Below are 24,160 nucleotides of genomic sequence, written 5' to 3'. Positions count from 1 at the left end.
TTTTTGAGAGGTGTGGCGCGGCTATTTGATCGCCGTTGCAGCGCACAGCCTTTGTGCCGGCATGGATGTTGGTGATAAGTGTACGCCTGTAACATTGATTTCTATTAGACTTTTATTATGCGTATAATATACAGCAGAAAAACAGGGCGCTCAGCCGTGCACGGTATGTATAATAAAGACCCAGATGCTATATATCAGACAACATATCAGATAACGCCATATAATAGACAAAAACTAGATGAAGACTCCTATTGAGTTTTCAATCGATGAGTTTTCAACCGAGGTATCCACGCATGTACTCAAGCAATCCAGCTGAACAAGTCAAGCCTACCATTCAAAACCGCCACGCGCTAAACTTGGACAGCTCTCAGGCCATCAGAACCGCGTTTTTTATCTCAGATGGTACGGCGATTACGGCGGAGACGCTGGGACGCGCGATCTTAAGTCAGTTTGCCTCGGTTCCTTTTGAGACCAGAGTGTTGCCTTATGTCGATAGCCTAGAGCGTGCTGAGGATGCGGTTGAGCAAATCAATATGGCTTATCAGCGTGATGGTTTGCTGCCATTGGTGTTTGATACCATCGTGAGCCCCGAGATTCGCGAAACAATCAACTCAGCGCACAGCTGTAACTTGGATATGTATGAGGGGCTAATCGGCCGCGTCGCAGAAGAGACTGGGGTAGAGCCAGACGGTCATTCAGGCCACGCTCATGATGATGTCGACTCCGAGACGTATAAAGAGCGTATCGACGCGGTGCACTTTGCATTAGATAATGATGATGGGGCACGCACCCGTCATTATAATGCTGCCGATATTATCTTGGTGGGGGTATCACGCTCGGGCAAAACACCGACGTCACTATATCTTGCATTACAATTCGGTATTCGCGCCGCCAATTATCCATTGACCGAAGATGATCTGTATGACAATCAATTACCAAAAGCCCTGCGCGAACACAAAGACAAGCTGTTTGGTTTACTGATTGATACCGATCGCTTGGTCAAGATTCGCCAAGAGCGCCGCGCGGGTAGCCGTTATTCGAGCTATCAGCAGTGTCAGCAAGAGCAGCGCGCCATACAAGGTATTTATATCACTCATGGTATCCCAAGCCTCGATGTCTCTGAGATGTCGGTAGAAGAGATTGCCACGCGTATCTTGCAGATGACGGGGCTAAAACGCCGCATCGGTTAGAATGCTGAGCGCTCACATTTTATACCTCCAGATTTATCACACTATCTTTATCAAACGGTCATTTTATATAGAGAAGATTATGCGTTCACTTTATCAAGCCAAAAAAACGCCTTTATTATTGGCAAGCGTCATTAGCGCCGCGACGCTATTGAGTGCCTGCCAGACATCGCCATTCGCTCGTGAGCCTGTGCCTGAGCCACGTTATATTCCGAGTATTGTGCTTGGTGACGCTCAAACGCTCACCATTATGCCCAATCGTGTCGCCTGCGCCTCAGCGCTACCGATGCAATGCTTGCTGGCCAAATCTAGCAAAGATGGCAGTGTGTTTCAGATTCCTTATGACTGGATTGATGATTTTGCGCCAAGCCTTGGCACCGAATACGTCATCAGTGTACGGCCACAGATCGACGAGGGGCAACAACGTCTGACGGGTCATTGGACGTTGCAAAATATCCTATCTCAACGTATGGTAGGCACCCCTTAGAGCTATGATTAAAGCTATGATAATGAGAAGATCCATGACGCTGTTTCATGGGCGATACGATACATACATTAATATATAAAGAGGACATAATGGGAAGTAAAAAACCAAGCGATGCGACCAACGATGTTGGTGAAGATACCCATACCGAAGTATCTAACAAACAAAGCGCGCCTATACCAAACCCTGAACACACCAAAGGTAAAGATAAAAAAGAGAAAATCGAGCAAACCCACGAGCAAGTCACCGAAGACATCATGCATCATCCTGACTTGGTCAATCCGCTCGATGATACTCGTATCGATATCCAAACTGGTTTTACCAAAGACTCGCGTCGTCTAAAGGGCGATAAGCATCAGTATGAGTATGATGTAGTAGTCTTAGGGGCGGGTCCTGCTGGTGAAGCGGCGGCCATGAAGCTGACCAAAGCGGGCAAAAAGGTGGCGGTAATTGATCCCCGTGAGCAGGTCGGTGGTAACTCAACGCACGTCGGCACCATACCGAGTAAAGCGCTGCGTCAATCGGTGTTTAACTTGATCAACTTTCGCCGTGATCCCATGTTTACCAAAGCGATGGAATACAAGCAAGTCCCGCTCAATGAAGTGCTGGCCAAAGCGCGTCAAGTGATTCGCCGGCAAGTTAATACCCACACGCGTTTTTATGAGCGCAACCGTATCGACGTGATTCATGGTTGGGCAAGTTTCGTCGATGCCCATACTCTGCGCGTCGAAACCGATGACAATATCTTTGAGACCGTCACGTTTAACAAAGCCATCATCACCGTCGGTAGCCGCCCTTATCGCCCAGATATTCTTGACTTTGATCATCCACGGGTATTTGACTCTGACAAAATCTTGCAGATGGACTATGTCGTCAAAAAAATCATCATCTATGGCGCAGGGGTTATCGGCTGTGAGTATGCTTCTATCTTTACCGGCCTTGGCTACAAAGTTGACTTAATCAATAACCAAAACCAGCTACTGAGCTATTTAGATAGTGAAATTAGCGATGCGATTGCTCATGACTTTAGGCAGTTTGGCGTTCTGATTCGTAGTAATGAAGAGATTGACTATTTAGAAACGCATGACGATTATGTGGTCTTGCACCTAAAGAGTGGCAAACGCATCAAGTCGGACGCGATCTTGTGGTCCAACGGCCGCTCAGGCAACACAGAAGGCCTAAATCTAGAGGCCATCGGTCTTGAAGCCAATAGCCGAGGCCAGCTAAAAGTCGATGATACTTACTGTACCGAAGTCGACAATATCTATGCAGCCGGCGATGTGATTGGCTGGCCGTCTCTGGCGTCGGCCGCTTATGATCAAGGGCGCTGTGCGGCGGCCTTTATGGTCGGTGACAGTGATGCAGAGCCTGTATCCAGTGTACCGACTGGTATCTATACCATTCCTGAAATCTCTTGTATCGGTAAGACAGAGCAAGAGCTGACGGACGAAAAAGTCCCTTATGAAGTAGGCCAAGCATTCTTTAAACATCTGGCGCGGGCACAGATCATCGGCGAGCGCTCTGGTGTATTAAAGATATTATTCCACCGTGACACGCTGGAGATTTTGGGTATTCATTGCTACGGCAATCACGCCTCAGAGATTATCCATATCGGTCAGGCGGTGATGAAGTGCAAGAGCAACAATACCCTTGAGTACTTTGTAAATACCACCTTCAACTATCCAACGATGGCTGAAGCGTATCGCGTGGCTGCATTAAATGGACTAAACCGCGTTTTTTAAAAATGACGCGCGACGTTCAGCCAAATAAAAAAGCGCCTGCTTATGATTAGCAGGCGCTTTTTTTATGGCATTTTTAGATGAGCTGCCTTTTAGACTAGGGCGTGTCCTCATTTTAAAAATGGCGATAAAAATGAGATAAATCGCCGTCAAACAAGGAAAATAGCGCAGATAATATTGAGATATTAGTCAGCTATTTGACACCGTTTGGCCAGATTTAGCCATTTTTAGCCCATTTAGATGGCTATCGATTGAATTGAGGACACGCCCTAGAAAGCTTTTAAACGAGCCGAGCCGCTAAGAGACTTGCGTACGCTTTGGCGCATTGTACCAGCGAAGCCACATGAGTAGCGCAAAATACAGCGCCCATAAGGCCGCTAGCGCATAAAACCCAGTCGCGACCTGAGAGATACTCGCACCCATTTGGTTTAGCTGGACTGAGGTATTGATGGCGGGCGTGGTCGGAATAAACCAGCGCACTATTTGTAAGAAAGTAGGCAACTGGTCGGCAGGCCATGGGTAGCCGCTGACAAAAAACATCGGCAATGAGCTAAAAATCAAAATCTGCATGCTACGTTCACGCTGACGAAACCAAAGCCCAAGTAGGCAGCCAAGTGTCGCCACCGCCGGACAAAACAGTAAAAGAAATAGCAGGCTGCCGAGCATATTTTGCCCGCGTGGGTAGTGATGTAGCTCAAACGCCCAGCCATAATAAAAGCAGCCGATCAAAAAGCTCAGTCCACTAAGCGCTGTGATACGTCCAAGCCAGCCGTTGATGCTGGTCTGATGCCGCCGCTGCTCATACCAAGTACCAATGAGCATGGCAGTGGCCATAAGTAGTGTTTGCTGCAAGATGATAATAGAAACGGCGGGCACCACATAAGCGCCATAGCCTTCTGTCTGGTTGTATAGCGGGACAATTTGTAGCGGTACGGCCTGTGCGTTTTGGGCAGCTGTCGGGGCATAGGCACCTTGCGCGACACTCTTTTTGATTTTGACACCAGCGGAGACCGTGCTAACCGCTTTTAAAAACCCCATCTGCACGTTTTTGTTGAGCAAAAAATAACCGCCATTACCAAGAACACTGACACTAGCTGCTTTACCCGACAGCACGTTTTGCTCAAGCCCACTTGGGATCACCATATAGCCTGCAATTTCATCTGCCCAAATGGCTTCCTTAGCGCTTTGTTCGTCTAAAAACCGTCTGGTGTCGAGCTGCGGGCTGGCGCTGGCATAACGAACGATGGTGCGTGATAAATCGCTGTTGTCTTTATCAATGATGCCGACTGGCACATGATTGACGACCTCCGATGAGTATGGCCACGGATAAAAAAAGCCATAGATGATGGGGGCAATAATCAGCATCAATACAATGCCTTTGTCCGTAAAGACGTCTGTTAGGGTCTGAAAAAAGCTTGCAAAAAAGCCTTGCGCTGGCGGCTGCGGCTGGGTGCCTTTAGCGTTATGGTTTGTTGATAATGGCGGCATTAGCGTGCTCCCCAGCGCTCAGGATGTGCCAGTGCGCGTTTGGTGAGTAGGGTAGTCAGCATCATAGCGACGACAGTGGCGATGGTAAGGCCGTAGAGTATCGGCAGGGAGATGGCAACAGGCGCTTGCATCTGCATCTGCGCGATATGTAGCTTAAGATAATGGGTAAGTGGCAGGGCATCTGACCAATGCTTGGCACTGTCACTGATGGCAATATAAGGAAAAGTCACGCCAGCAAAGGCATACGAAGGCGCGGAGATAAAGCCAGTGGCAGACAAACCCATACGTAACGAAAAAGAGCCTAAAGTAAAAATAGCACCCAGCCAAAACGATAGCATCATCAAAAGCAGCAGGCCAAGATAAGTGGCAAAAACAGCGCTGCTCGCTACGGACTCTTGCGGCGTGGCCAGCCACAGCGCCAAGATAGACCAAAGACCATAAGCCAGCATCGGCCAAAAGTACTTACCCAACAACCCAAAAAGCAAAACACCCATGTGCACGCTCGGCAGCGTAGATACAGGTTTTTGATTGGTATTGTCCTTAGCGGTACTATTTGGCAGCTTAGCTGCAGGTTGACTGAGCGCGGCTATCTTTTGCACAGTGTTATCAGCTACATTATTATTCACATTGGCACTAATATTGGCGCTAACACTATCACTAATATTGTCATAAGCCTGAGCAGAGGCGATAAAACCATACCAACGGCCAAGCTGCCTATCTCGTAGCTCACGGCCGATGGTCGTGGCACCGATGACCATGGCCAGTATGTGTAATAGCGCTGGTATCACGGTAGAGGCCAAAAACTGCTGATAGTCGGTGGCGGCATTAAACAGACTGATGCGTTGTATGCGGATTGGCGAATAGGCGATTGCCGCTTGTGATGGTGCCATGCCTTGTTTGATCAAACGCTGAATCTCAACGCCTGCCGACAGAGTACCTGCGACCGCCTGCACACCAGTCTGAATAATACCTGAGTGTGTGCCATACTGGGCATTTACTTGTAAAATAAGCGGTGCGGATTTGCTCGATAAGATATTGCGCGAGAAGTCTTCAGGGATGATGACAACAGCGTAGATATCACGCTGCAAAATAGCCGCTTCTGCCTCTGCGGCTGAATAATACATCTGTCTGACGCTCAGCGTTGGGCTGGCATCAAGATAGCGCACGGCGGTATTGGCCACTGGCCCATTGTCTTGATCAATGACCCCAATAGGCAGGTTGGTAATCTGAGTCTGCGAAAATATCCACCAAATCAGCAAGACGGTGAGCAAGGGAATCCATACCACCATGGTCAAGTCCCATGGGTTTTTGCGCAAAAACCGCCGCTCATAGGCGGCGCTACGTATAAAAGCCTCACTTAGCTGAGTTAGGCGCATGGCTTACTCTTGGCTCATGGTGGTTGGGTCGATAGGTACGATGACACTCATGCCGGAGCGGATACGGGCATCGGGCACAGTCGGGCGAGCCTTGACCTCAAAGGTGCGCACATCAAAACCATCATCGTTATTGGTCGGTCGCCATGTGGCAAAGTCGGAGAGGGTCGAGGTGGCATAAACGGTAAATTGTTTTTTGTAGGGCTTGCCGGCAGAAGATAGCGCTGGGATGGTGCCTGTAAACACTTGACCGATGGCAAATTGATTGAGATGCGACTCGGTGACATTGAGCACCACCCACTGATCGTCGGTGTTGACCAGCGTCAAGATTGGCACCCCTTGACCGACGACTTCGCCTGCGCTTACGATGACATTATCAACGATACCAGCAATCGGACTTTTAAGATTGGCTTCTTCTTTTGCGACCAAAGCCTCGTCAAGCTGGGCATCAACCTGCGCCACTTGTGCGGTGGCCGCTGATTTATCCTCACTGCGCGCACCTTCTAGTGCCAAGTCATACTGCAGCCGCGCCGCTTCGGTCTGATCTTGGGTGGCCAGATACTGCGCATAAGCTTCATCGCGTTTTTGCCGTGCCATCAAGCCTTCTTTATAAAGGCGGTCGACACGCTGATAGGTGTTTTGTGCCAAATCAGAGGCGGCTTTGTTGGCCTGCCATGCCGCTTTTGCCTGCGCAATCTCTTGCGGGCGCGCGCCGTTTTCGGCTTTATCCAACTGGCTTTGGGCCATTTGTTTGCCTGCCCGCGCTTGAGCGATCTTGGCATTGATCTCAGGCGAGTCCATTTCAATCAGCTGCTGGCCGGGTGTGACGTCATCACCTTCGGTAACTAAGATTTGAGCGATGCGCCCTGGCACCTTTGCGGCGATAGACGTTTGCTGCATTTGCATCTGTCCTTGCAGCGTCACAAGCGGCGGCTCACTTTGCGCGGTGCTTTTGTATAGGCCATAGGCAATGACAGCAATGATGATAAGTGCCACGCCAGCCAGTAGGGCTTTTTTTCGCATGGCTGCATTGTCTGACTTTGGCGTACCGCGATAATAATCGGCCGCAGCTGGTGCTGGGCTGTCATCAGGCATCTCTTTTACAGACTCCGTTGGCGTCTGTGCATCATGAGGCCGCGCTGATTCATCAGAATCAGGGAGTTTGCGTGAGTCGTCTGATTCGTTTGGAAATTCAGTCATGACGGTGAGAGTCCTAAAGCAACAAAGTTGAAAACAAAGAGGATATTAATACACACGAACTGCATAAGGCTTGGCGTTTTCGATCGTCTCAGCGTTAAAAATAGCACCAAAGGCGACGATAAACGCTGAATAATACAGCCATAGCATAATGACCACAGCAGCCGAAAGCACGCCAAACTCAGCGCTATAATTATTAAAGTTTTGTACATACAGCGAAAACAATATCGACAGCACAATCCAAAGGACGGTCGCTACCAGCGCACCTGGCACCAGTTTTTTTAGCGCGACCGCGTCCCGATTGGGCGCTAATCGGTATAAACCCAAAAAGCATAAAAATATCATGCCTGCCAGTATCGGCCATCTGCTCCAAAGCGCCACTGTCTTGGCGACTTGCGGGAAGGGCAGATAGGCGGCGGCGACAGGAATAATCGCGATAGAGGATATAGCTATAATCAAAACCACCACTGCCGCCAAGGTCAAACCAAGGGCGCGTATGGTGCCTTGAATAAAACCGCGCTCTTGGCTGATATGAAAGGCCAGATTGATAAGAATGATTAATGATTTAATCCCTTTGGAGCCTGCATATAAAGCAAGTAAGGCTGAAACAGTCAGGCCAAAAGTGAGGGTAGAGGCGGTGTTAGAGACCAGATCGCTTAGGCGCGAATCTAAGACGTCATATACCGTATTAGGTATAAAGGGGCGTAGCAGTGATATCTGCTCTTGCATCTCGGCGGGCGAAAACGCCAAGCCGTACAGCAGCACAAACACAGCCATGACTGGAAAAATCGACAAAAAACCAAAATAACCGACGCTTGCGCAGTGTGCCCAAACGTTTGAGGTATTGGCAATACGCCACGTCTCTAGTAACGTCTGTCGCCAATTGCGGGTCGAGGTAGCAGTCAGATTTTTCATAAAACAATCATTCACACTAAAGGTTCAGGTTAGGTGTCTCTATCAGCCATGTTAAGTAAATGACGGTAGCTTACTTAAGTCGTTGTGATTTGTTTTTCGCTGTGTTTTTTTATTGCTGAGTATATAAAGTCGGCAATTGAATGTCAGCAGCATTGAGGTAAGCATTGAATGCCAACGGTGTACCGCAGCTTTGCATCAAGGAGGCCAGTGCTTGTACATAATCATGTGCTGCTTGCGCCTGCTCGGTACGAGCTTTGAGCGCTTGCGTTTGTGCTTGTACCACATCTATCGTGGTATTGACACCTTCTTGTAATCCCAAACGGCGTAAGCGCAGCACCTCTGCGGCCAGATCTACATTGCTCTGCAGGGCTTGATAGCGTGCTTGGGCATTATTGACGTCATGCCAGTTTTTTTCGACCAGCAGGAGTAAGTTGTCACTGACCTCGATCTCAGACAAGTCAGCTTGACGAATCTGCGCGCTACTAGAGGCCAGTGATGCGGTTTTGTCGAGCCCGCCCCACAGTTTCCAGCTGGCAGAGATACCAGCGACCCAGCTTGGGTCTTTTTCAACTTGCCCGTAGCCATAAAGCATGACTGTCGGCTTGTAGCCTGTATCGGACAAGGCATGTAGCTGCTGCGCCTGCGCGCGCTTGGCCGCAACTTTTTGTAGCCCTGGGTGATTGTTGAGCGCCAAGTCCTGAAAGTAGCTGACATCAGGCAACGGGCGGCTGGAGACAAACAGTGGCGTAGTGGGCTTGATACGGTAGTCAGTGCGCAGCAGTCTTTGTAGTGCAATCATCGCAAGGCGAGCATCGTTGTTGGCTTTGACAGCTTCGCTTTTGGCATCTGCCAGCGCCGACTGTGCCTCTAGTCTATCGACATGAGAGATAAAGCCTTCTTCATACAAGCGCTCGGCCATATGGTCGGTCTGTTTTAACGTGTCATAAGCATCGTCTCGTAAATAGGCGGCAATGATGGCAAGCTGCGCTTTAAAATACCGCTCGATTAATGTGTTATATAGTGCGTTTTTATCTAGTATGCTGTCTGCGAGTGTCTCTTGGGTACGGGCGCGGGAGGCTCCCGTTAGAGCTGCGGTGCGTCCGGCGGTATAGATGGGCCACGCCACGCCTAGGCCAGCGCTGGTCGTCTCGCCTGATCGCTTAAAATCATAAGAGTCCGGCAGGCGTTCGCCAACGAGCTCACCGAAGTTTGGCAAATCTGGGACAGGCGGCGGGACAATGCCATCGACGCTGTTATTGATCTCATTGACAATACCGCTTCTGAGTGAAGACAAATCGATATCCTCATCGAGGTGGTAGGCACTGGCTGAAACGCGCGCAAACACCAGTGGGTTGTCTAAGGTTTTGAGCGCGTCGGTTTGGTATTCACTGGCGGCGATGGCTGCATCATTGGCCGCGATCTTGGGTGAGACTTGCAATAAGATGTCTTGTGCTTGCTCAAGGCTCAAAAAACTAGGCACATCCAGCGCATAGCTGTTGTCCACTGTCTTGTGCGTGATGGGGTCGATAAGCGTGCTTAAGGGCTTTGTCGTACGCTTATGGTCATGACTCATCGCACTGTGTGTGATGCGGATGTCGTCGGTTGCCTGAATATGCGCCGCGCTATCCTCTGCCTCAACGATTTGCGTGATGGTTTTTATCTCATTTTGAAAGCCGGCGTGGCTAGGCGCTGCCGTGGGGTCTACACGAGTGTCTGTGTTTGCATGGGTAACTATCGATGCACTCATTAGAGTCACCGTCGTCATAGCAATAGAGAGAGCCGATAAAGCAAATTTCATAAGTCACATAAGCCGTTAATGAGAGTGCAAGGTATGATTCAAGACCATCAGACCTGAATAAAAAAGTACACTGGTATACAGGTTGCTACGGGTATGACTGCGTATCGCAAGCTGGCAGCAGATAGCATTGTACATTTATTATAGACTATTCATCCAAAGCAAATAAGTGAGGATGTGCCCTATTATGAGCACACTGTAGAGCCTCAATCGTGACGGGTCAATGCTCAGTATTTTGACTTTTTCTATTGTGTATTAAATAGCGCTATGATAGACAATCAGCTACAGTAAATGAATAGACATCAAACCGCGCAAAAGATGGCTATACATATGGCAAGCAGTGCCGGCAAAATACCGCGCTATAATCGGTATCACAAGCCAAACATCAAAAATAGAAGACTTAGCGTTATATAGGACATATAGTCAGTTGAAAATGAAACGGTTATATAAACTTAAACGCACTACTGGTATAAATTTTACTTGCGTGCTGCATTCCCAAAGGCTGCGCAACCGACGTTTAAAAAGAGCATCCCAGTAGCGCTATGCTCTTTTTAGAGTACATCGACTATACTCAGAATAGGACAGACTCAGGACATATTGTAAACTGAGCTGACGATTATTTAGCATATCAGCAAAAAGGGACAGGTAATGGCAGGATATATATTGGCCTTGGACCAAGGCACGACATCGAGCCGAGCGATACTCTACGACGATCACGCCCGCCCCATTAAGATGGCGCAGCAACCGACGACCTTGCAGACACCTAAGGCAGGTTTTGTAGAGCAAGATGCCCAGCAAATTTGGCAGACGCAGATTAGCTGTGCGCACGATGTGATCAACCTCGCAGGCCTGCTGGCCACCGATGTCAGTAGCATTGCCATCACCAACCAGCGCGAATCTATTGTGATGTGGGACAAACAAACCGGCAAGCCATTAGCGCCAGCGATTATTTGGCAAGATAGGCGTACGGCCAGCTATTGCAAAATTCTGGCCGCTGAGCCTGCAAGTCGCGGCGAGTCTGACAGCGGTGTACGGGGCAAAAGCGCATTGAGCAAAGTTGCAGGTAGCGACACGGGTCTCAATAGCGGCGCGCAGCATAGCATGGCAGAAGAGGTGCAGCGCCTGACTGGCCTGCGCCTCGATCCATATTTTAGCGCCAGCAAAATCGCTTGGCTGCTCGAAAACAACCCTAAGCTGAGCGTGCGCGCCAGTAGAGGTGAGATAGCGGTGGGCACCATCGATAGCTGGTTGATATACAAACTGACTGGTGGCGAGCATGTCATCGATGTGACCAATGCATCTCGGACGTTATTGTTTGATATTCATAAGCTGGCATGGTCAGAGGCGCTGTGTGCCCGTTTTTCGATACCCATGAGCATCCTACCCACCGTTTTGCCGTCTGATGGAGATTTTGGTAAGACCAAAAAAGGCCTGTTTGCCAAGCAAATACCCATTCAGTCGGTATTGGGCGATCAGCAAGCGGCGCTCTTTGGCCAAGGCTGTCTGGACGCGGGTATGGCCAAAAACACCTACGGGACTGGGTGCTTTATGCTGATGAACATAGGCAAACAACCAAAAATCAGCGAACATAAACTGCTGACCACCATCGCGTGGCAGCGAAAAACCAGCCCAACGCGCCCAGATAACTTATCATTTGACCAAATCGTTCAGTCAGGTATGCGCCTATTACAGCCACCAAAAAAAGAAGTGACCTATGCCTTGGAAGGTAGTGTGTTTATGGCAGGTGCCATTATCCAGTGGCTACGAGATAATTTGGGTATGATTAAGACAAGTGGTGAAGTGGAGGATTTGGCACGGCAAGTAGACAGTAGTGAGGAAGTGGTACTATTGCCAGCTTTTACAGGACTTGGCGCGCCTTATTGGTGCTCTGATATCAGCGCTAGTATCACTGGGATGAGCCGCGGCACTACTAAGGCGCATATTGCTCGTGCAGCGCTAGAAGCGGTCGCTTATCAAACCTATGATGTGCTGATTGCAATGCAAAAAGACAGCCCCCATCCGCTTACAGAGCTCAGGGTAGATGGCGGCGCGGCCAATAATGATTTGCTGATGCAGTTTCAGGCAGATCTATTGGATGTGCCGGTGCTGCGTCCTAGGGACACAGAAATCACCGCAAAAGGTGCAGCAATGCTCGCGGGTCTAAAAACAGGGCTGTATGATGACACCACGATGCAAGCGTCTTGGCAAGTAGAGCGTATATTTGAGCCGAGCATGTCGGCAGATATGCGTGAGCAGCATCTGAGTAAATGGCAGCAAGCCATCAAACGATCCTTAATACCGCTATAAAACAACGCGATAAATAATGATATAGAAAATTAAGGAGACGATAAAATCAATAAAGGAGTATTACTGAAAACCTGAAACGGCCGTACACGACCGTGAGAAAGATACAGGCTGTAACGTAAGGCAATCTGAAGTGGGACAGAGTTTACATAACGCGTCTATCGAAGCTTATTCATAAATTCCTATACTTTAATGGTATTCGCAAGTCCGCAAGCTTAGCGGTCTGAATAGTTAAAATATAACAAATAATTTAAGGATAATATTATGAGTAACCATGACGGTATCGATCGCAGTGAAGTAAAACACATGTCAAAAGAGTCTAAAAAAGACCTAAACGCAGACATCATTACCGGTGAGCCAGGCTCCCATCCTGTTGGCACAGGTGTTGGCGGTGTTGGCGGTGCAGCAGCGGGCGCGGCTATTGGTACAATGGCAGGGCCGCTAGGGACACTAATTGGCGGCGCGATTGGTGCAGTCGTCGGTGGCGGCGCCGGTCATGCAGCCGCAGAAGCGATCGATCCGACACGTGAAGAAGCATACTGGCGCGCTGAGTATGCCAATGCAGACTACTATCGCGATGGCCTAGATTTTGATCGTGATTTGCACCCAGCATATGCAGTAGGCTACGCCAATCGTGCGCGCTATCCAGCCGATGCGCGTTTTGAAGACCACGAAGCTGATTTAGAGCGCTCATGGCATGAAGTAAAAGGCGAGTCTCGCCTAGAGTGGAATGATGCTCGCCGAGCCTCACGCGATGCATGGAACCGTGTTTCTTAACTGGCTTCTTTATAAGACACTAAAAGTTTTATAAAAACTCATCAGAAAATATAAATAAAAAAGCGTAACTGTCTAAAAACTAAGCAGTATTATAAGAACTTACTATGACGTTACAGCAGAGAGTTTAATTGTACATTAGTTTCTTTCAATCGCTTTTATTTATATTATTTATGTTATTTTTAGGCTTCCGAAGGCATCTTTGGAAGCTTTTTTTATGAAAAAAGTTTATTATGTATGGATGTTAATGAATATATCAGACATTATAAAAATAATAGGGAATATATGAATAACAAGGCTGATAATCATCAATTTTATATCGCGACTGCTAACTTATTGAACTTTGCAAATCCCAATCGCATTTATTATGACAATGCCCCTGCTTATAATGATACTGAATACAATCATAAGCTACGCGGTATCAGTGAGCTACTGGCGAAGGCTCATGCCGATATCATCGCTGTACAAGAAGTTTGGGATAGTGCCGCTTTAGTAGCGCTGGCGGCGTCTTTGGGTTTTGAAGCAAAGCACGTCATCGCACCGCTGGCAAGCAATGATGCGGCCAGCCCTCATACCCAAGGGCAGGGTGCCCAAAAGACACCAGCGGTAGGCATGATCAGCCGTTTTGAGTCGTTAGAGGTCAGTTTGTTAGAAGAGGTGGCACCGAAGGCGGTGCTTGATGTCCCTGATGTGGGTCTCTACCAGCGCTTTAATCGACCACCGCTGATGGTGCGAGTTGATGCTTATGGTCAGCCAATCACCATCGTCACCGCGCATCTAAAAAGCAAACGTGCTTTTTTCCTGCGTGATGAGGCCGGTAACTTGCTAGAAGATATGGATGACCCTAATATCAGGGTCCGTGCCAAGCTACGAAGTCTTTGTATGCGTGCGGCCGAAGCGGCTTCGATTCGTATGTCTATCATCGAGCGTTTGCAGAATACCCGTGAGCCGCTGATTTTGTTGGGTGACATGAATGATGTGACGAATAGCGTCACCACGCAGCTGATGACGGAGACGGGCGAGGTCAATTATGATAAAAGCATGCGCGATGTCGCACTATTTGATGCTGCCCGTATTCAAGCGCGTTATGGCTGGATGAAAGATGTGGCTTATACTCATATTTACCAAGGTATGCCAGAGGTCATCGATCAATTATTTGTGTCAGAAGAGTTCTTACCTGATAGCAAGTTTTCGCTCGGTCAGGTAGAGCGGGTGGACTATTTTAATGATCATTTAAAATGGGATTATGCAGATAGGGTCATCGATCATGGTATTATAAGAGCGAAAATCAAACTAAATAATTAGCAGTATCATACAGTTATATCGACATTGTTATGTTGTTGACTCATATATTATTTTTAACCCACTAAACTGCCTTGCTTGATAGTATACAAGCGTTTATGATGCCTCCTTATTGAAAGGGGTGGCGATGATAGCAATGAATTATTGTTAGTCAATCATCGTTGTTTTTTATTTAAGACCAAACTTTCAATAAAGACCGTATTTATAAAATAGGGCGTAACATTAAGAGACTTACAATGAGCGAAAATAAAGACGAAAAGATTGAAGACGTATTGGTAGATTCGGAGCTGGCAAAAAAGCTGGTGCCAAATAAGTTTAAGTTTACCAGTCAGCAGGGTCGTGCACGCCGTCAAAAGCTATTGGCTGGTGCCAAAAAGCTAAGCGAAACCCATGCTATTAACGATATTACCCTTGCAGCGGTGTGCGAAGAGGCAGGTATTCCGCGCGCATCTGCTTATCATTTCTTCCCTAATATCGAAGCGATATTTTTAGCGTTGCGTTTTTTGAACGCCATCGAGATATTAGAGATGGTAGAGACGGTCGATATCGGCAATTACGACAGATGGCAGGGGTATTTGACCGCGTTGATCGATAAGTGTGTGACAATTTTTCATAATGATGAAACCAAAGCCAAGCTGATCTATGATACCAATACTCCAGACTTTGAAGGAGACAGTTTCGGTGAAGATATCGATCATCAAATCGTAGACTTGGTGTATAAGCGCTTATCAGAACGCTATGAGATGCCGAATTTTGATGATATTCAAGACACGTTATTGATTGCTTATAGCATCGTCAATGCGATCTTTACTTTGTCTTATCGTCGCCACCAGACCATTACGGATGACTATATTCAAGAAGCAAATACGGCATTTATCGCTTATTTGCGCTGTTATTTGCCAGAAAAGCTACCGCGTAAAAACCGTTAGTTGACAGTATGCTACTGGTTGAATAGCAACGAAAAAGCCGACATGCTCACTGCATAGTCGGCTTTTTTATGCCTGTACTTATGCTTAGTGTTTAGTGCTTAGTGTTTAGTGCTTAGTGTTTAGTGTTTAGTGTTTAGTGTTTAGTGTTTAGTGTTTAGTGCTTGGTGTTTAGTGCTTGGTGCTTGATGATTAGTTAGCAGGGTAGGTGGCTTAGATAGGAGAGAGCGCTTGCCCATGACATGTGTCTTCGCCTGAGTCAAGAGGGTTGCAAACAGTTAAATAAAACATATACAAACCTACCTATTTATTACTATAATAGATAGATTATATCTATAATATAAAGAGCAAGTTATGGGGAAACTGGTTAGTATTGGGGAGGCTGCCAAATATTTCGGGGTTGCTCAATCCACATTAAGACGTTGGGATGAGGATGGTACGTTAGTCGCCAAGCGAACCGAAAACGGGCATAGGCGATATGATTTAAGTGAAATCAGACCGCATTCCTTGAATACACCACCTAAATTAGACCGAAAAACCATTGCTTATGCTCGTGTGTCGAGTCGTGATCAAAAAGACGACTTACTTCGCCAGTCTCAAGTTTTGGAACTTTATTGTGCCAGGCAAGGCTGGACTTTTGAGACGATTACCGATCTTGGTAGTGGAATGAATTATAAAAAGAAAGGCTTAAAAAACCTGCTTGATGACATACTGAGCAATAAAGTTGAACGGCTGGTAATTACCCATCAAGACAGGCTTTTACAATTTGGTGCAGAACTGGTTTTCATGTTGTGTGAGGCTCGTGACGTTGAAGTGGTAATAATCAATCAAGGTGAAGAGTTGAGTTTTGAGCAAGAATTAGCCCAAGATGTATTGGAGATTATCACCGTATTTTCAGAGAGGCTATACGGCTCTTGCAGCAAGAAAAACCAACAATTAATAGAGGCGGTTAAAAAAGCATTATGATCCGTGGACACATTATCGAACTCAAGCCAAACAACGTACAGGCAAATCACCTTGCTCGTGCTTGTGGCGTGGCGAGAAAAGCCTACAACTGGGCTTTGCATGAGTGGCAGCGGCAGTATGCGCTTGACAAAGCGTACCGTGATGCGTGTTTGGCCGCAGGCGTTGAGGTTGATACTAAAAATCTAAACAAGCCCTCACAGGCGAAGCTCAGACGCGAATTGAACGCCATTAAGCGTGAATTATTCCCCTATATGCTGGAAGTGACCAAATGCGCTCCGCAGGCGGCAATCATGCAGTTGGGTGATGCTTATAACAACTTCTTTAAAGGCTTAGCGAAATACCCAACCGCTCGTAAAAAAGGCCGTGACGATAGATTCAGTTTATCCAACGACCAATTTGCCATTAAAGGTAAATCCATTCGTATCCCAAACTTGGGCTGGGTTCGCTTAAAAGAAGCTTTACGTTTTGACGGCAAGATCATGTCAGCTACCATCTCTAAACGTGGCGGTAAGTGGTTTGTTAGTGTGGCTGTTGAAATACAAAAAGCTGTAATTCCTACTAAAAAGACAGGTAAAAGCGTTGGTGTTGATCTTGGTATTACCGACTTACTGGTTTTATCAGACGGCACTAAAATTAAAGCGCCAAAACCACTTCAAGCAAACCTTAAAAAACTAAGAACGCTAAACAAAGCGCTCAGTCGCACTAAAAAAGGCAGTAAAAACAGAGAAAAAGCGAAAACCAAGCTCTCTCGTTTGCACTATAAGATCAGGTGTATTAGGCAAGATTCTCTCCATCAAATCACAACAAGTCTGGTTAATGAGTTCGATGTGATTGCGATTGAGGATTTGAATGTCAAAGGTATGGTTAAGAACAGGCGGCTATCAAGAGCTATCAGTGACTTGGGTTTCTTTGAGTTTAAGCGACAGCTTATCTACAAAGCCACTGAGCAAGGCAAGGTTGTGAAATCAGTCGGACCCTTCTACCCAAGCTCAAAAACCTGTTCAAACTGCAATCATATCCTTGGTAAAGATGAGCTAATATTGAAAATGCGTGAGTGGTTGTGCCCTAACTGTCAGGTTTCTCATGACCGTGACCTCAACGCCAGCATCAATATTTTAAATAACGCGACTGTTATTTTAACAGCTGCATAATCCTGTTTATTGGACGGTGAGTTCCATCGCCAATTAAAAAAGTCTGTGGAGTCGTGGTCAGTCTAAATCTCAAATGAGAAATAGCGCGTGACAATGAAGCAGAAAGAAAACGTCAAACCTATCTAATAGTCAATATTGGCTAGGTTTGAGTAAGATTTTTGGAACGGGCGTACGCCTCATAATAGCGAACGATACGTGCTTGCAGGGCAACATTGGTCTGTGAGTCGTGAGCATTGACGTAGGCTTGGCGTGCTTGCTCAAGCCAGCGATCGGCCATACGAAAATGAATCCCTGACTCTCGCCAGCCGCGCGCGCATTGATTGGTGGCCGCCCAAATCAGCGCTACTTCACTAAACGCCATCTCACGCGGGGCGACAGCGATGCCGTCACTGTCTTTGAGGGCGCTTATAGTTGCCCATAGGTCTGGCCGCATCAAGGCAGACATCGCAGGGATGTCCTGATACAGATCGATGCGCTGCTCTGTACCCTCTTGTAGGGCTTGTAAGATGGACTCTGTCGCTTGGGCAGCGTAGGCACCAGCGGTAGAGCGGCTATTGATACTGTTTTGATGAATGGCGTAATTCAGCCAGGCTTGCGCTTTATAGGCCCAGTAGCGCTGGCGTGCTGTCTTATCCGCTTGCTGATAGGGTTTTACCTGTGCGAGCATACAGCTCAATGCCTGCTGCTCGGCGCTTTGGTTTTGTATAAAGTCATCAAAGCTATTACCGCTACTATTTGCATAATCAATATCAAACGCACTTAACGCAACGTTGGTCAAGTAGATTGGTTGCATGGTAATGCTATTACGAAAATCTAGACGGATATCTGTAAAGGCCGTGGTGTTAGGGAACGTTCTTCTGACATTGATGGCTCTGACTCCTTGAGCCTCAATAACACCAAAGTTACCCAATATGGTGTTCGAGCTCGACTCTGTAGTATTCATCTTAATCTGTAAGGGAATACTGCCTGATGCGTTGCCTGCGATGTTGACATAATTATCAGTATTCACTGCTGAGACTAGGTTAGTGTAGTCTGCGTTTGTCAGGCTGCTTTGAGAAGCACCAGTCACACCTTGGCAGTTGGCTCCTGGGTTAGGCGCAATCGCATAGGACGAGTGATTGATAGAAAGTAAACCTATAGCTCCTACAAAAGCTAAGAATAATAGTTTGTATCTTTGGTATGAATCTACATGTTGAGATTCTGTATAGTGCTTAGCCATATACATAATAGTATCCCTATCTATTCATATCGACACCTAAACCACGGGCGAAATCTATACACTGCTGACTTAATAACCACATGTATAGGTTATGTAATTTGATACCTTACTATAAAGTATGAAAGTTTGTCGTAAGGAGTCGATAAGCGGCATATTTATTATGATAGGACGTAGTCAAAGTAACGCTTTAGATGGTTTTTACATGAATAACAGCTTCTCGCCTCATGGATTGTGCCTTAGATCTGTATGTATTTTTATTACAGTGTTTTTATTGCCTATCTAGCTTCAAATAATAAACAAACCATTCACCCAATCACTAATCATTATTTATTTAAAAAATACATCTCATATCGCCATTTTTTTATCGCTATAAACAACTTTCCCATAAGCGCCTATAATGGAGAGTTATTATCATTTGATGATCAAATATAGCAGTCGATAGATCCCTTAAAACACGCCAGAACCACTCCGATAAATTTAACAAGGAAGTCCTTGAGTAAACCATTTCCACACGCCAGTATGAAGTAATACTTTGATTTAATAATACCCTGCCACCGAGTAGGGGTGAACGATAGAAAAGGATTCATAACGATGAACTATTATAAGGATGCTGACAGCACCGAAACCCAAGAATGGCTTGAAGCCTTTGAGTCTGTGATCAAACATGCAGACAAAGATCGCGCGCAGTTTTTACTAAAAGCCTTATACAATATGGCGGTGCAAGAAGGCCTGCCATTCAACCGCCTTGATACTGCTTATATCAATACCATCGCAGTCGAGGACGAGCCGATGTATCCTGGCGACTTGACCATTGAGCGTAAGATCCGTGCGCTGATTCGCTACAACGCGCTGGCGATGGTGATGCGTGCCAACAAAAACGATGACGATCTAGGTGGCCATTTGGCGACATTTGCCTCTAGTGCCACGCTGTATGAGACAGGCTTTAACCATTTTTTTCGAGCCGCAAGTGATCATTTCGGTGGTGACATGGTTTATTATCAAGGTCACTCCGCGCCAGGTATCTATGCCCGTTCTTATTTAGAAGGCCGCTTGAGTGAAGACCAGTTGGATAATTTTCGCCGTGAGGTCGGTGGTAAAGGCCTATCAAGTTATCCGCATCCCTATCTGATGCCGGACTATTGGCAGTTCCCAACGGTCTCTATGGGACTTGGCCCGATCATGTCGATTTATCACGCGCACGTCCATCGCTATATGGAAAACCGTGGCTTGCTCGAAAAAGAAGGCCGTAAAATTTGGACTTTCTTAGGTGATGGCGAGACAGATGAGCCGGAGAGCTTGGGTGCCATCTCGCTTGCTGGCCGCGAAAAACTAGACAACCTAATTTGGGTCATCAACTGTAACTTGCAGCGCCTCGATGGCCCTGTGCGTGGTAATGGCAAGATTATTCAAGAGCTAGAGTCGGTATTTCGCGGTGCAGGCTGGCGCGTGATTAAAGTCATCTGGGGTGGTAACTGGGATACACTGCTTGATAAAGACGTGACAGGTGTGCTCAAGCACCGTATGGAAGAAGTGGTCGATGGTGAGTACCAGCTATATGAGGCACGTACTCCTGAATTTACCCGTAAAGAGTTTTTTGGTAAATACCCAGAGCTTGAAGAGATGGCCAATGAGCTGTCTGACCATGACATCTCGCGTCTAAACCGTGGTGGTCATGACCCAATGAAGGTCTATGCTGCCTTTAGTGAAGCCATGAAGACCAAAGGTCAACCAACAGTTGTCTTGGTCAAAACAGTCAAAGGTTATGGGCTATCGACGCAAGCGCAAGCGGTGAATAAATCGCACCAAATCAAAAAGCTAGATCATGAGTCATTGAAGTATTTCCGCGACCGTTTTGATTTGCCATTCAATGATGAAGAGCTTGAGACGCTGCCGTTCTATCGTCCAAAAGAAGACTCGCTTGAGATGAAATATCTAAAAGGTCGCCGTGAAGCGTTGGGCGGTCATTTACCAAACCGTCGTAGTGGTCATATTCCTCTAAATATCCCTGATTTATCGATTTTTGATCGTATCTTGAAGGGCAGTAATGGCAAAGAGCAGTCGACGACCATGGTGTTTGTCCGTCTGTTATCAGCGATGCTAAAAAACAAAGACATTCAAGATCGCGTCGTGCCGATCGTTCCTGATGAGGCGCGTACCTTTGGCCTGGAAGGCATGTTCCGTCAGTTAGGTATTTACTCGGCGTCAGGACAAAAATACACGCCTGAAGATAGTGAAGCGCTGATGGGCTATAAAGAAGCCATCGACGGTCACATGTTGGAAGAAGGCATCAACGAAGCAGGAGCGATGAGTACCTGGATTGCGCTGGCGACCAGTTATTCGGTCAACGCTTTGCCAATGATACCGCTGTATATTTACTATTCTATGTTTGGCTTTCAGCGTGTGGGCGACTTGGCATGGGCGGCAGGCGACTGTCAGGCACAAGGTTTCTTACTTGGTGCGACAGCAGGCCGTACGACGCTCAATGGCGAGGGCTTGCAGCATCAAGATGGCCATTCGCAGATTTTGTTTAACACCGTGCCGAACTGCGTGAGCTATGACCCTTGCTATGGTTATGAGCTGGCGGTCATCATGCATGATGGCCTACGCCGGATGTATGGTGAGGGTGAGCGCGTGTATTATTACTTGACCCTCATGAACGAAAACTACGAGCAGCCAGCCATGCCAGAGGGTGCGGAAGAAGGCATCAAGCGCGGGATGTATTTGCTAGAAGACAATGGCTCAAGCCAAGTACAGCTGCTTGGTTCTGGGGTTATCTTACGCGAAGTACAAAAAGCGGCGAAGATTTTAAAAGAAGAGTTTAATATCACTGCCAACGTTTGGAGCGTCACCAGCTTTAATGAGCTAACGCGTGACGGTATGGCATGTGATGACTACAATCGCTTGCACCCAATGGATGAAGAAAAAGTGCCATGGGTCACAGAGCAATTGGCACCGCATAAAGGGGTGGTGGTCGCGGCAACAGACTATATGCGTAACTACTCAGAGCAGATACGTGGCTGGTTACCTGATAGCCGTCCTTATACTACATTGGGTACTGATGGTTATGGTCGCTCAGATACCCGCGAAAAACTACGCAGCTTCTTCCATGTAGATGCCGCTCATATCGTGGTGGCGACGCTCAAGCGCTTGGCAGATGAAGGCGAAGTAGAAATGCGCTTGGTCAAAGATGCCATCTCAAGCTTTGAGATTGAGGCCGATCAGCCGCCAGCATGGCAGCAGCAGCCTTATTACGATCATTTCCCAGATGCACCAGCTCCTGACAACATCAACCCAAGCCCTGTGCCTGAGTTTGTCAGTGAAGAGGATGATGAAATCAGTAATGAAGGCCGCGCCGAAGATCAAGCTGACGCGACGCTGCTCAATGACGATGATGTCAAAGAATAATAACGATAAGACGAGGAGATAAACCATGGACATTAAAGCCCCCGATTTGGGTGTCGATAGTGCCGAAGTCAGCGAAATTATGGTCGAAGTTGGCGATGTCATCGAAAAAGACGACAATATCATTTTATTAGAGTCTGACAAGGCATCAGTGGAAGTACCAAGCTCTGCTGCTGGTAAAGTCACCAAAATCAGCGTTGCTGTTGGTGACCAAGTCAGTGAAGGCATGGTGCTCATTGAGCTTGAGAGCGCTGCGGCCGATACACAAGCAAAAGCACCAGCCAGCGAAAAGAGCACTGATGACGCCCGCAATCAAGCGGATGAAAAGGATGCTGGCGCACAGTCTGAGACCACAACTGAGTCTCAAGCTGGCGATGCTAGCTCGTCAGAGTCCAAACAGCCTGCGACGAGCGCGGGTACAGCCAGTACACATGCATTGCCAGATTTAGGTGTTGAAGAAGCGCAAGTGGCCGAGATTATGGTCAGCGTCGGCGATACCGTCAGTGCTGAGCAATCGATTTTGTTGATTGAGTCGGACAAAGCCTCGGTGGAAGTACCAGCCCCCATCGCTGGTAAGGTCGAAAAAATACTGGTCGAAGCAGGCGACATGGTCGCCAACGGTCAAGATTTTATTGTCATTATTGGTGAGGATGAGACCAATAGCACATCTGAGACACAGGGGTCTGAAACAGAGTCATCTGCAACAGAAGCCGCGTCAGCCAAGGCAGATAGCGAGGCTGGCAGCAGTAAGCAGCAAGCCAGTGCTAAAACACAGTCGACCGCTAAGCCAAAACAAAGCGCTCAAGCGACAGGCGCTAGTGCTGCCAGCAAAAGCGGTGGCAAGCTGACAGAAAGTCAAGTGAATGAAAAGCTTGTCGATGTGTATGCAGGTCCTGCCGTACGTAAGCTGGCACGCCAAATGGGTGTGGATATTACTCAAGTGAGTGGCTCAGCACTCAATGATCGTATCTTAAAAGAAGATGTGTTTGCTCATGTCAAAGAAAGCTTAAGCAAACAAAAAGCGGCGCCGACAAACAGCGCTGGCGCTCAGGCAAGCCTGCCAAACTTACCCGATATGAGTAATACCGAGATTTGGGGAGAGACTGAGACTCAGGATCTAAGCCGCCTACAAAAGGTCTCTATACCGCAGCTTAACTACAGTACCTTGCTGCCACAAGTCACACAGTTTGATTTGTCCGATATCACCGAGACTGAAAAACTGCGTGGTGAGCTCAAAGGCGGTATGAAAGCTGAAGGTATTGGCTTTACTATCCTAGCCTTTGTGGTAAAAGCGACTGCTCATGCCTTGACGCAGCACCCACGCTTTAACAGTCATTTGAGCGATGACAATACTCAGATTATCGTACGCAAAAGCGTCAACATGGGTATCGCTGTGGCGACGGATGATGGGCTTATCGTACCCGTTATCAAAAACGTTCAAGACAAAGGTCTTAAGCAGATCGCCATCGAAATAGGTGAGCTGGCAGCAAAGGCTCGCGATAAAAAGCTCGGTACCAAAGACTTACAAGGTGCAAGCTTTACCATATCGAGCCAAGGCAACCTAGGGGGCACCGCCTTTACGCCGTTGGTCAATTGGCCACAAGTGGGTATCTTAGGGGTCTCTGAGGCCAGTATGCAGCCGCGCTGGAACGAAACCAAGCAGACGTTTGAGCCGCGTTTGATGCTGCCGCTGTCGTTGTCTTATGATCACCGAGTGATTAATGGTGCTGATGCAGCAGTGTTTACCCGTTATATTGCTACCTTATTAGCCGATCCGCGCCGTATTTTGCTGTAGTTCTGATCGACAGCGCTTTTGAGTGCTGTTTGGCTGATAGATTGCATCAATGGTTATGTATTATAAAAAGACTGTCCGCATGGATGGTCTTTTTTTATAGGCTTATAAGATAAAGTGCGCCAACGTGATATTGGGTTGATTAT

The 24,160-nt window shown here is 47.4% G+C and carries 17 protein-coding genes; 11 read left to right on the top strand and 6 right to left on the bottom strand.

The genetic code is table 11. The features are described from left to right. Window positions 1-293 precede the first annotated feature (293 nt). The 3 genes from ppsR to sthA all read left to right on the top strand — a co-directional run bounded on the left by ppsR (window position 294) and on the right by sthA (window position 3,413). Window positions 294-1,190: a posphoenolpyruvate synthetase regulatory kinase/phosphorylase PpsR gene (ppsR, locus tag CAP50_RS07195; RefSeq protein ID WP_075102151.1), complete on the top strand. Its 897-nt coding sequence runs from the start codon at window positions 294-296 to the stop codon at window positions 1,188-1,190. Window positions 1,191-1,269: 79 nt separating this feature from the next. Continuing rightward, complete coding sequence (locus tag CAP50_RS07190) at window positions 1,270-1,674, top strand: DUF4377 domain-containing protein (RefSeq protein ID WP_100749539.1); 405 nt, start codon at window positions 1,270-1,272, stop codon at window positions 1,672-1,674. A gap of 89 nt (window positions 1,675-1,763) precedes the next feature. Continuing rightward, window positions 1,764-3,413 (top strand): Si-specific NAD(P)(+) transhydrogenase, encoded by a 1,650-nt coding sequence (sthA, locus tag CAP50_RS07185; protein ID WP_100749538.1) that lies wholly within the window; start codon window positions 1,764-1,766, stop codon window positions 3,411-3,413. 294 nt (window positions 3,414-3,707) lie between these two features. Here sthA and CAP50_RS07180 read toward each other — a convergent pair whose 3' ends face one another. The 5 genes from CAP50_RS07180 to CAP50_RS07160 all read right to left on the bottom strand — a co-directional run bounded on the left by CAP50_RS07180 (window position 3,708) and on the right by CAP50_RS07160 (window position 10,130). After that, window positions 3,708-4,898, bottom strand: coding sequence for an ABC transporter permease (locus CAP50_RS07180; protein ID WP_100749537.1), 1,191 nt, complete (start codon window positions 4,896-4,898; stop codon window positions 3,708-3,710). Beyond that, the gene (locus CAP50_RS07175; RefSeq protein WP_100749536.1) at window positions 4,898-6,274 is read right to left on the bottom strand and encodes an ABC transporter permease; all 1,377 of its coding nucleotides are present in this window, start codon (window positions 6,272-6,274) and stop codon (window positions 4,898-4,900) included. The genes CAP50_RS07180 and CAP50_RS07175 overlap by 1 nt, the downstream gene beginning before the upstream one ends. A 3-nt stretch (window positions 6,275-6,277) precedes the next feature. Further along, on the bottom strand, window positions 6,278-7,471 hold the full coding sequence (locus tag CAP50_RS07170) for an HlyD family secretion protein (protein WP_100749535.1): 1,194 nt from the start codon (window positions 7,469-7,471) through the stop codon (window positions 6,278-6,280). A gap of 45 nt (window positions 7,472-7,516) precedes the next feature. After that, on the bottom strand, window positions 7,517-8,383 hold the full coding sequence (locus CAP50_RS07165; protein WP_100749534.1) for a YihY/virulence factor BrkB family protein: 867 nt from the start codon (window positions 8,381-8,383) through the stop codon (window positions 7,517-7,519). A 109-nt stretch (window positions 8,384-8,492) separates the two neighbouring features. Beyond that, complete coding sequence (locus tag CAP50_RS07160; protein ID WP_241900686.1) at window positions 8,493-10,130, bottom strand: TolC family protein; 1,638 nt, start codon at window positions 10,128-10,130, stop codon at window positions 8,493-8,495. 696 nt (window positions 10,131-10,826) lie between these two features. Between CAP50_RS07160 and CAP50_RS07155 the strand changes: the two genes are divergently transcribed. The 6 genes from CAP50_RS07155 to CAP50_RS07130 all read left to right on the top strand — a co-directional run bounded on the left by CAP50_RS07155 (window position 10,827) and on the right by CAP50_RS07130 (window position 17,601). After that, on the top strand, window positions 10,827-12,485 hold the full coding sequence (locus CAP50_RS07155; protein ID WP_100749532.1) for an FGGY family carbohydrate kinase: 1,659 nt from the start codon (window positions 10,827-10,829) through the stop codon (window positions 12,483-12,485). Window positions 12,486-12,746: 261 nt separating this feature from the next. Continuing rightward, entirely contained in the window at window positions 12,747-13,259 is a 513-nt protein-coding gene (locus CAP50_RS07150) for a hypothetical protein (protein WP_075102142.1), read from the top strand. Window positions 13,260-13,541: 282 nt separating this feature from the next. Then, on the top strand, window positions 13,542-14,561 hold the full coding sequence (locus CAP50_RS07145) for an endonuclease/exonuclease/phosphatase family protein (protein ID WP_075102141.1): 1,020 nt from the start codon (window positions 13,542-13,544) through the stop codon (window positions 14,559-14,561). A 233-nt stretch (window positions 14,562-14,794) separates the two neighbouring features. Then, window positions 14,795-15,487: a TetR/AcrR family transcriptional regulator gene (locus CAP50_RS07140; protein ID WP_100749531.1), complete on the top strand. Its 693-nt coding sequence runs from the start codon at window positions 14,795-14,797 to the stop codon at window positions 15,485-15,487. A gap of 351 nt (window positions 15,488-15,838) precedes the next feature. Further along, window positions 15,839-16,450, top strand: coding sequence for an IS607 family transposase (locus CAP50_RS07135; RefSeq protein WP_100749530.1), 612 nt, complete (start codon window positions 15,839-15,841; stop codon window positions 16,448-16,450). After that, entirely contained in the window at window positions 16,447-17,601 is a 1,155-nt protein-coding gene (locus tag CAP50_RS07130) for an RNA-guided endonuclease InsQ/TnpB family protein (RefSeq protein ID WP_100749529.1), read from the top strand. Before CAP50_RS07135 ends, CAP50_RS07130 begins: the two co-directional genes overlap by 4 nt. Before the next feature lie 139 nt (window positions 17,602-17,740). Here the strand turns inward: CAP50_RS07130 and CAP50_RS12815 are convergent, their stop codons facing one another. Then, window positions 17,741-18,610 (bottom strand): hypothetical protein, encoded by an 870-nt coding sequence (locus tag CAP50_RS12815; RefSeq protein WP_241900685.1) that lies wholly within the window; start codon window positions 18,608-18,610, stop codon window positions 17,741-17,743. Between the two features lie 801 nt (window positions 18,611-19,411). On the opposite strand from CAP50_RS12815, the gene aceE reads away from it, so the two are divergent. Both aceE and CAP50_RS07110 read left to right on the top strand, forming a co-directional pair. Further along, the gene (gene aceE, locus CAP50_RS07115; protein WP_075102133.1) at window positions 19,412-22,225 is read left to right on the top strand and encodes a pyruvate dehydrogenase (acetyl-transferring), homodimeric type; all 2,814 of its coding nucleotides are present in this window, start codon (window positions 19,412-19,414) and stop codon (window positions 22,223-22,225) included. A 25-nt stretch (window positions 22,226-22,250) separates the two neighbouring features. Next, window positions 22,251-24,017: a 2-oxo acid dehydrogenase subunit E2 gene (locus CAP50_RS07110; protein WP_100749526.1), complete on the top strand. Its 1,767-nt coding sequence runs from the start codon at window positions 22,251-22,253 to the stop codon at window positions 24,015-24,017. Window positions 24,018-24,160 lie beyond the last annotated feature (143 nt).

Source organism: Psychrobacter sp. L7 (assembly GCF_002810365.1).
In the GTDB taxonomy this organism is placed as follows: domain Bacteria; phylum Pseudomonadota; class Gammaproteobacteria; order Pseudomonadales; family Moraxellaceae; genus Psychrobacter; species Psychrobacter celer.
Note: the sequence above shows the minus strand (reverse complement) of the source record. Positions and strands in the feature narration are given on the sequence as shown.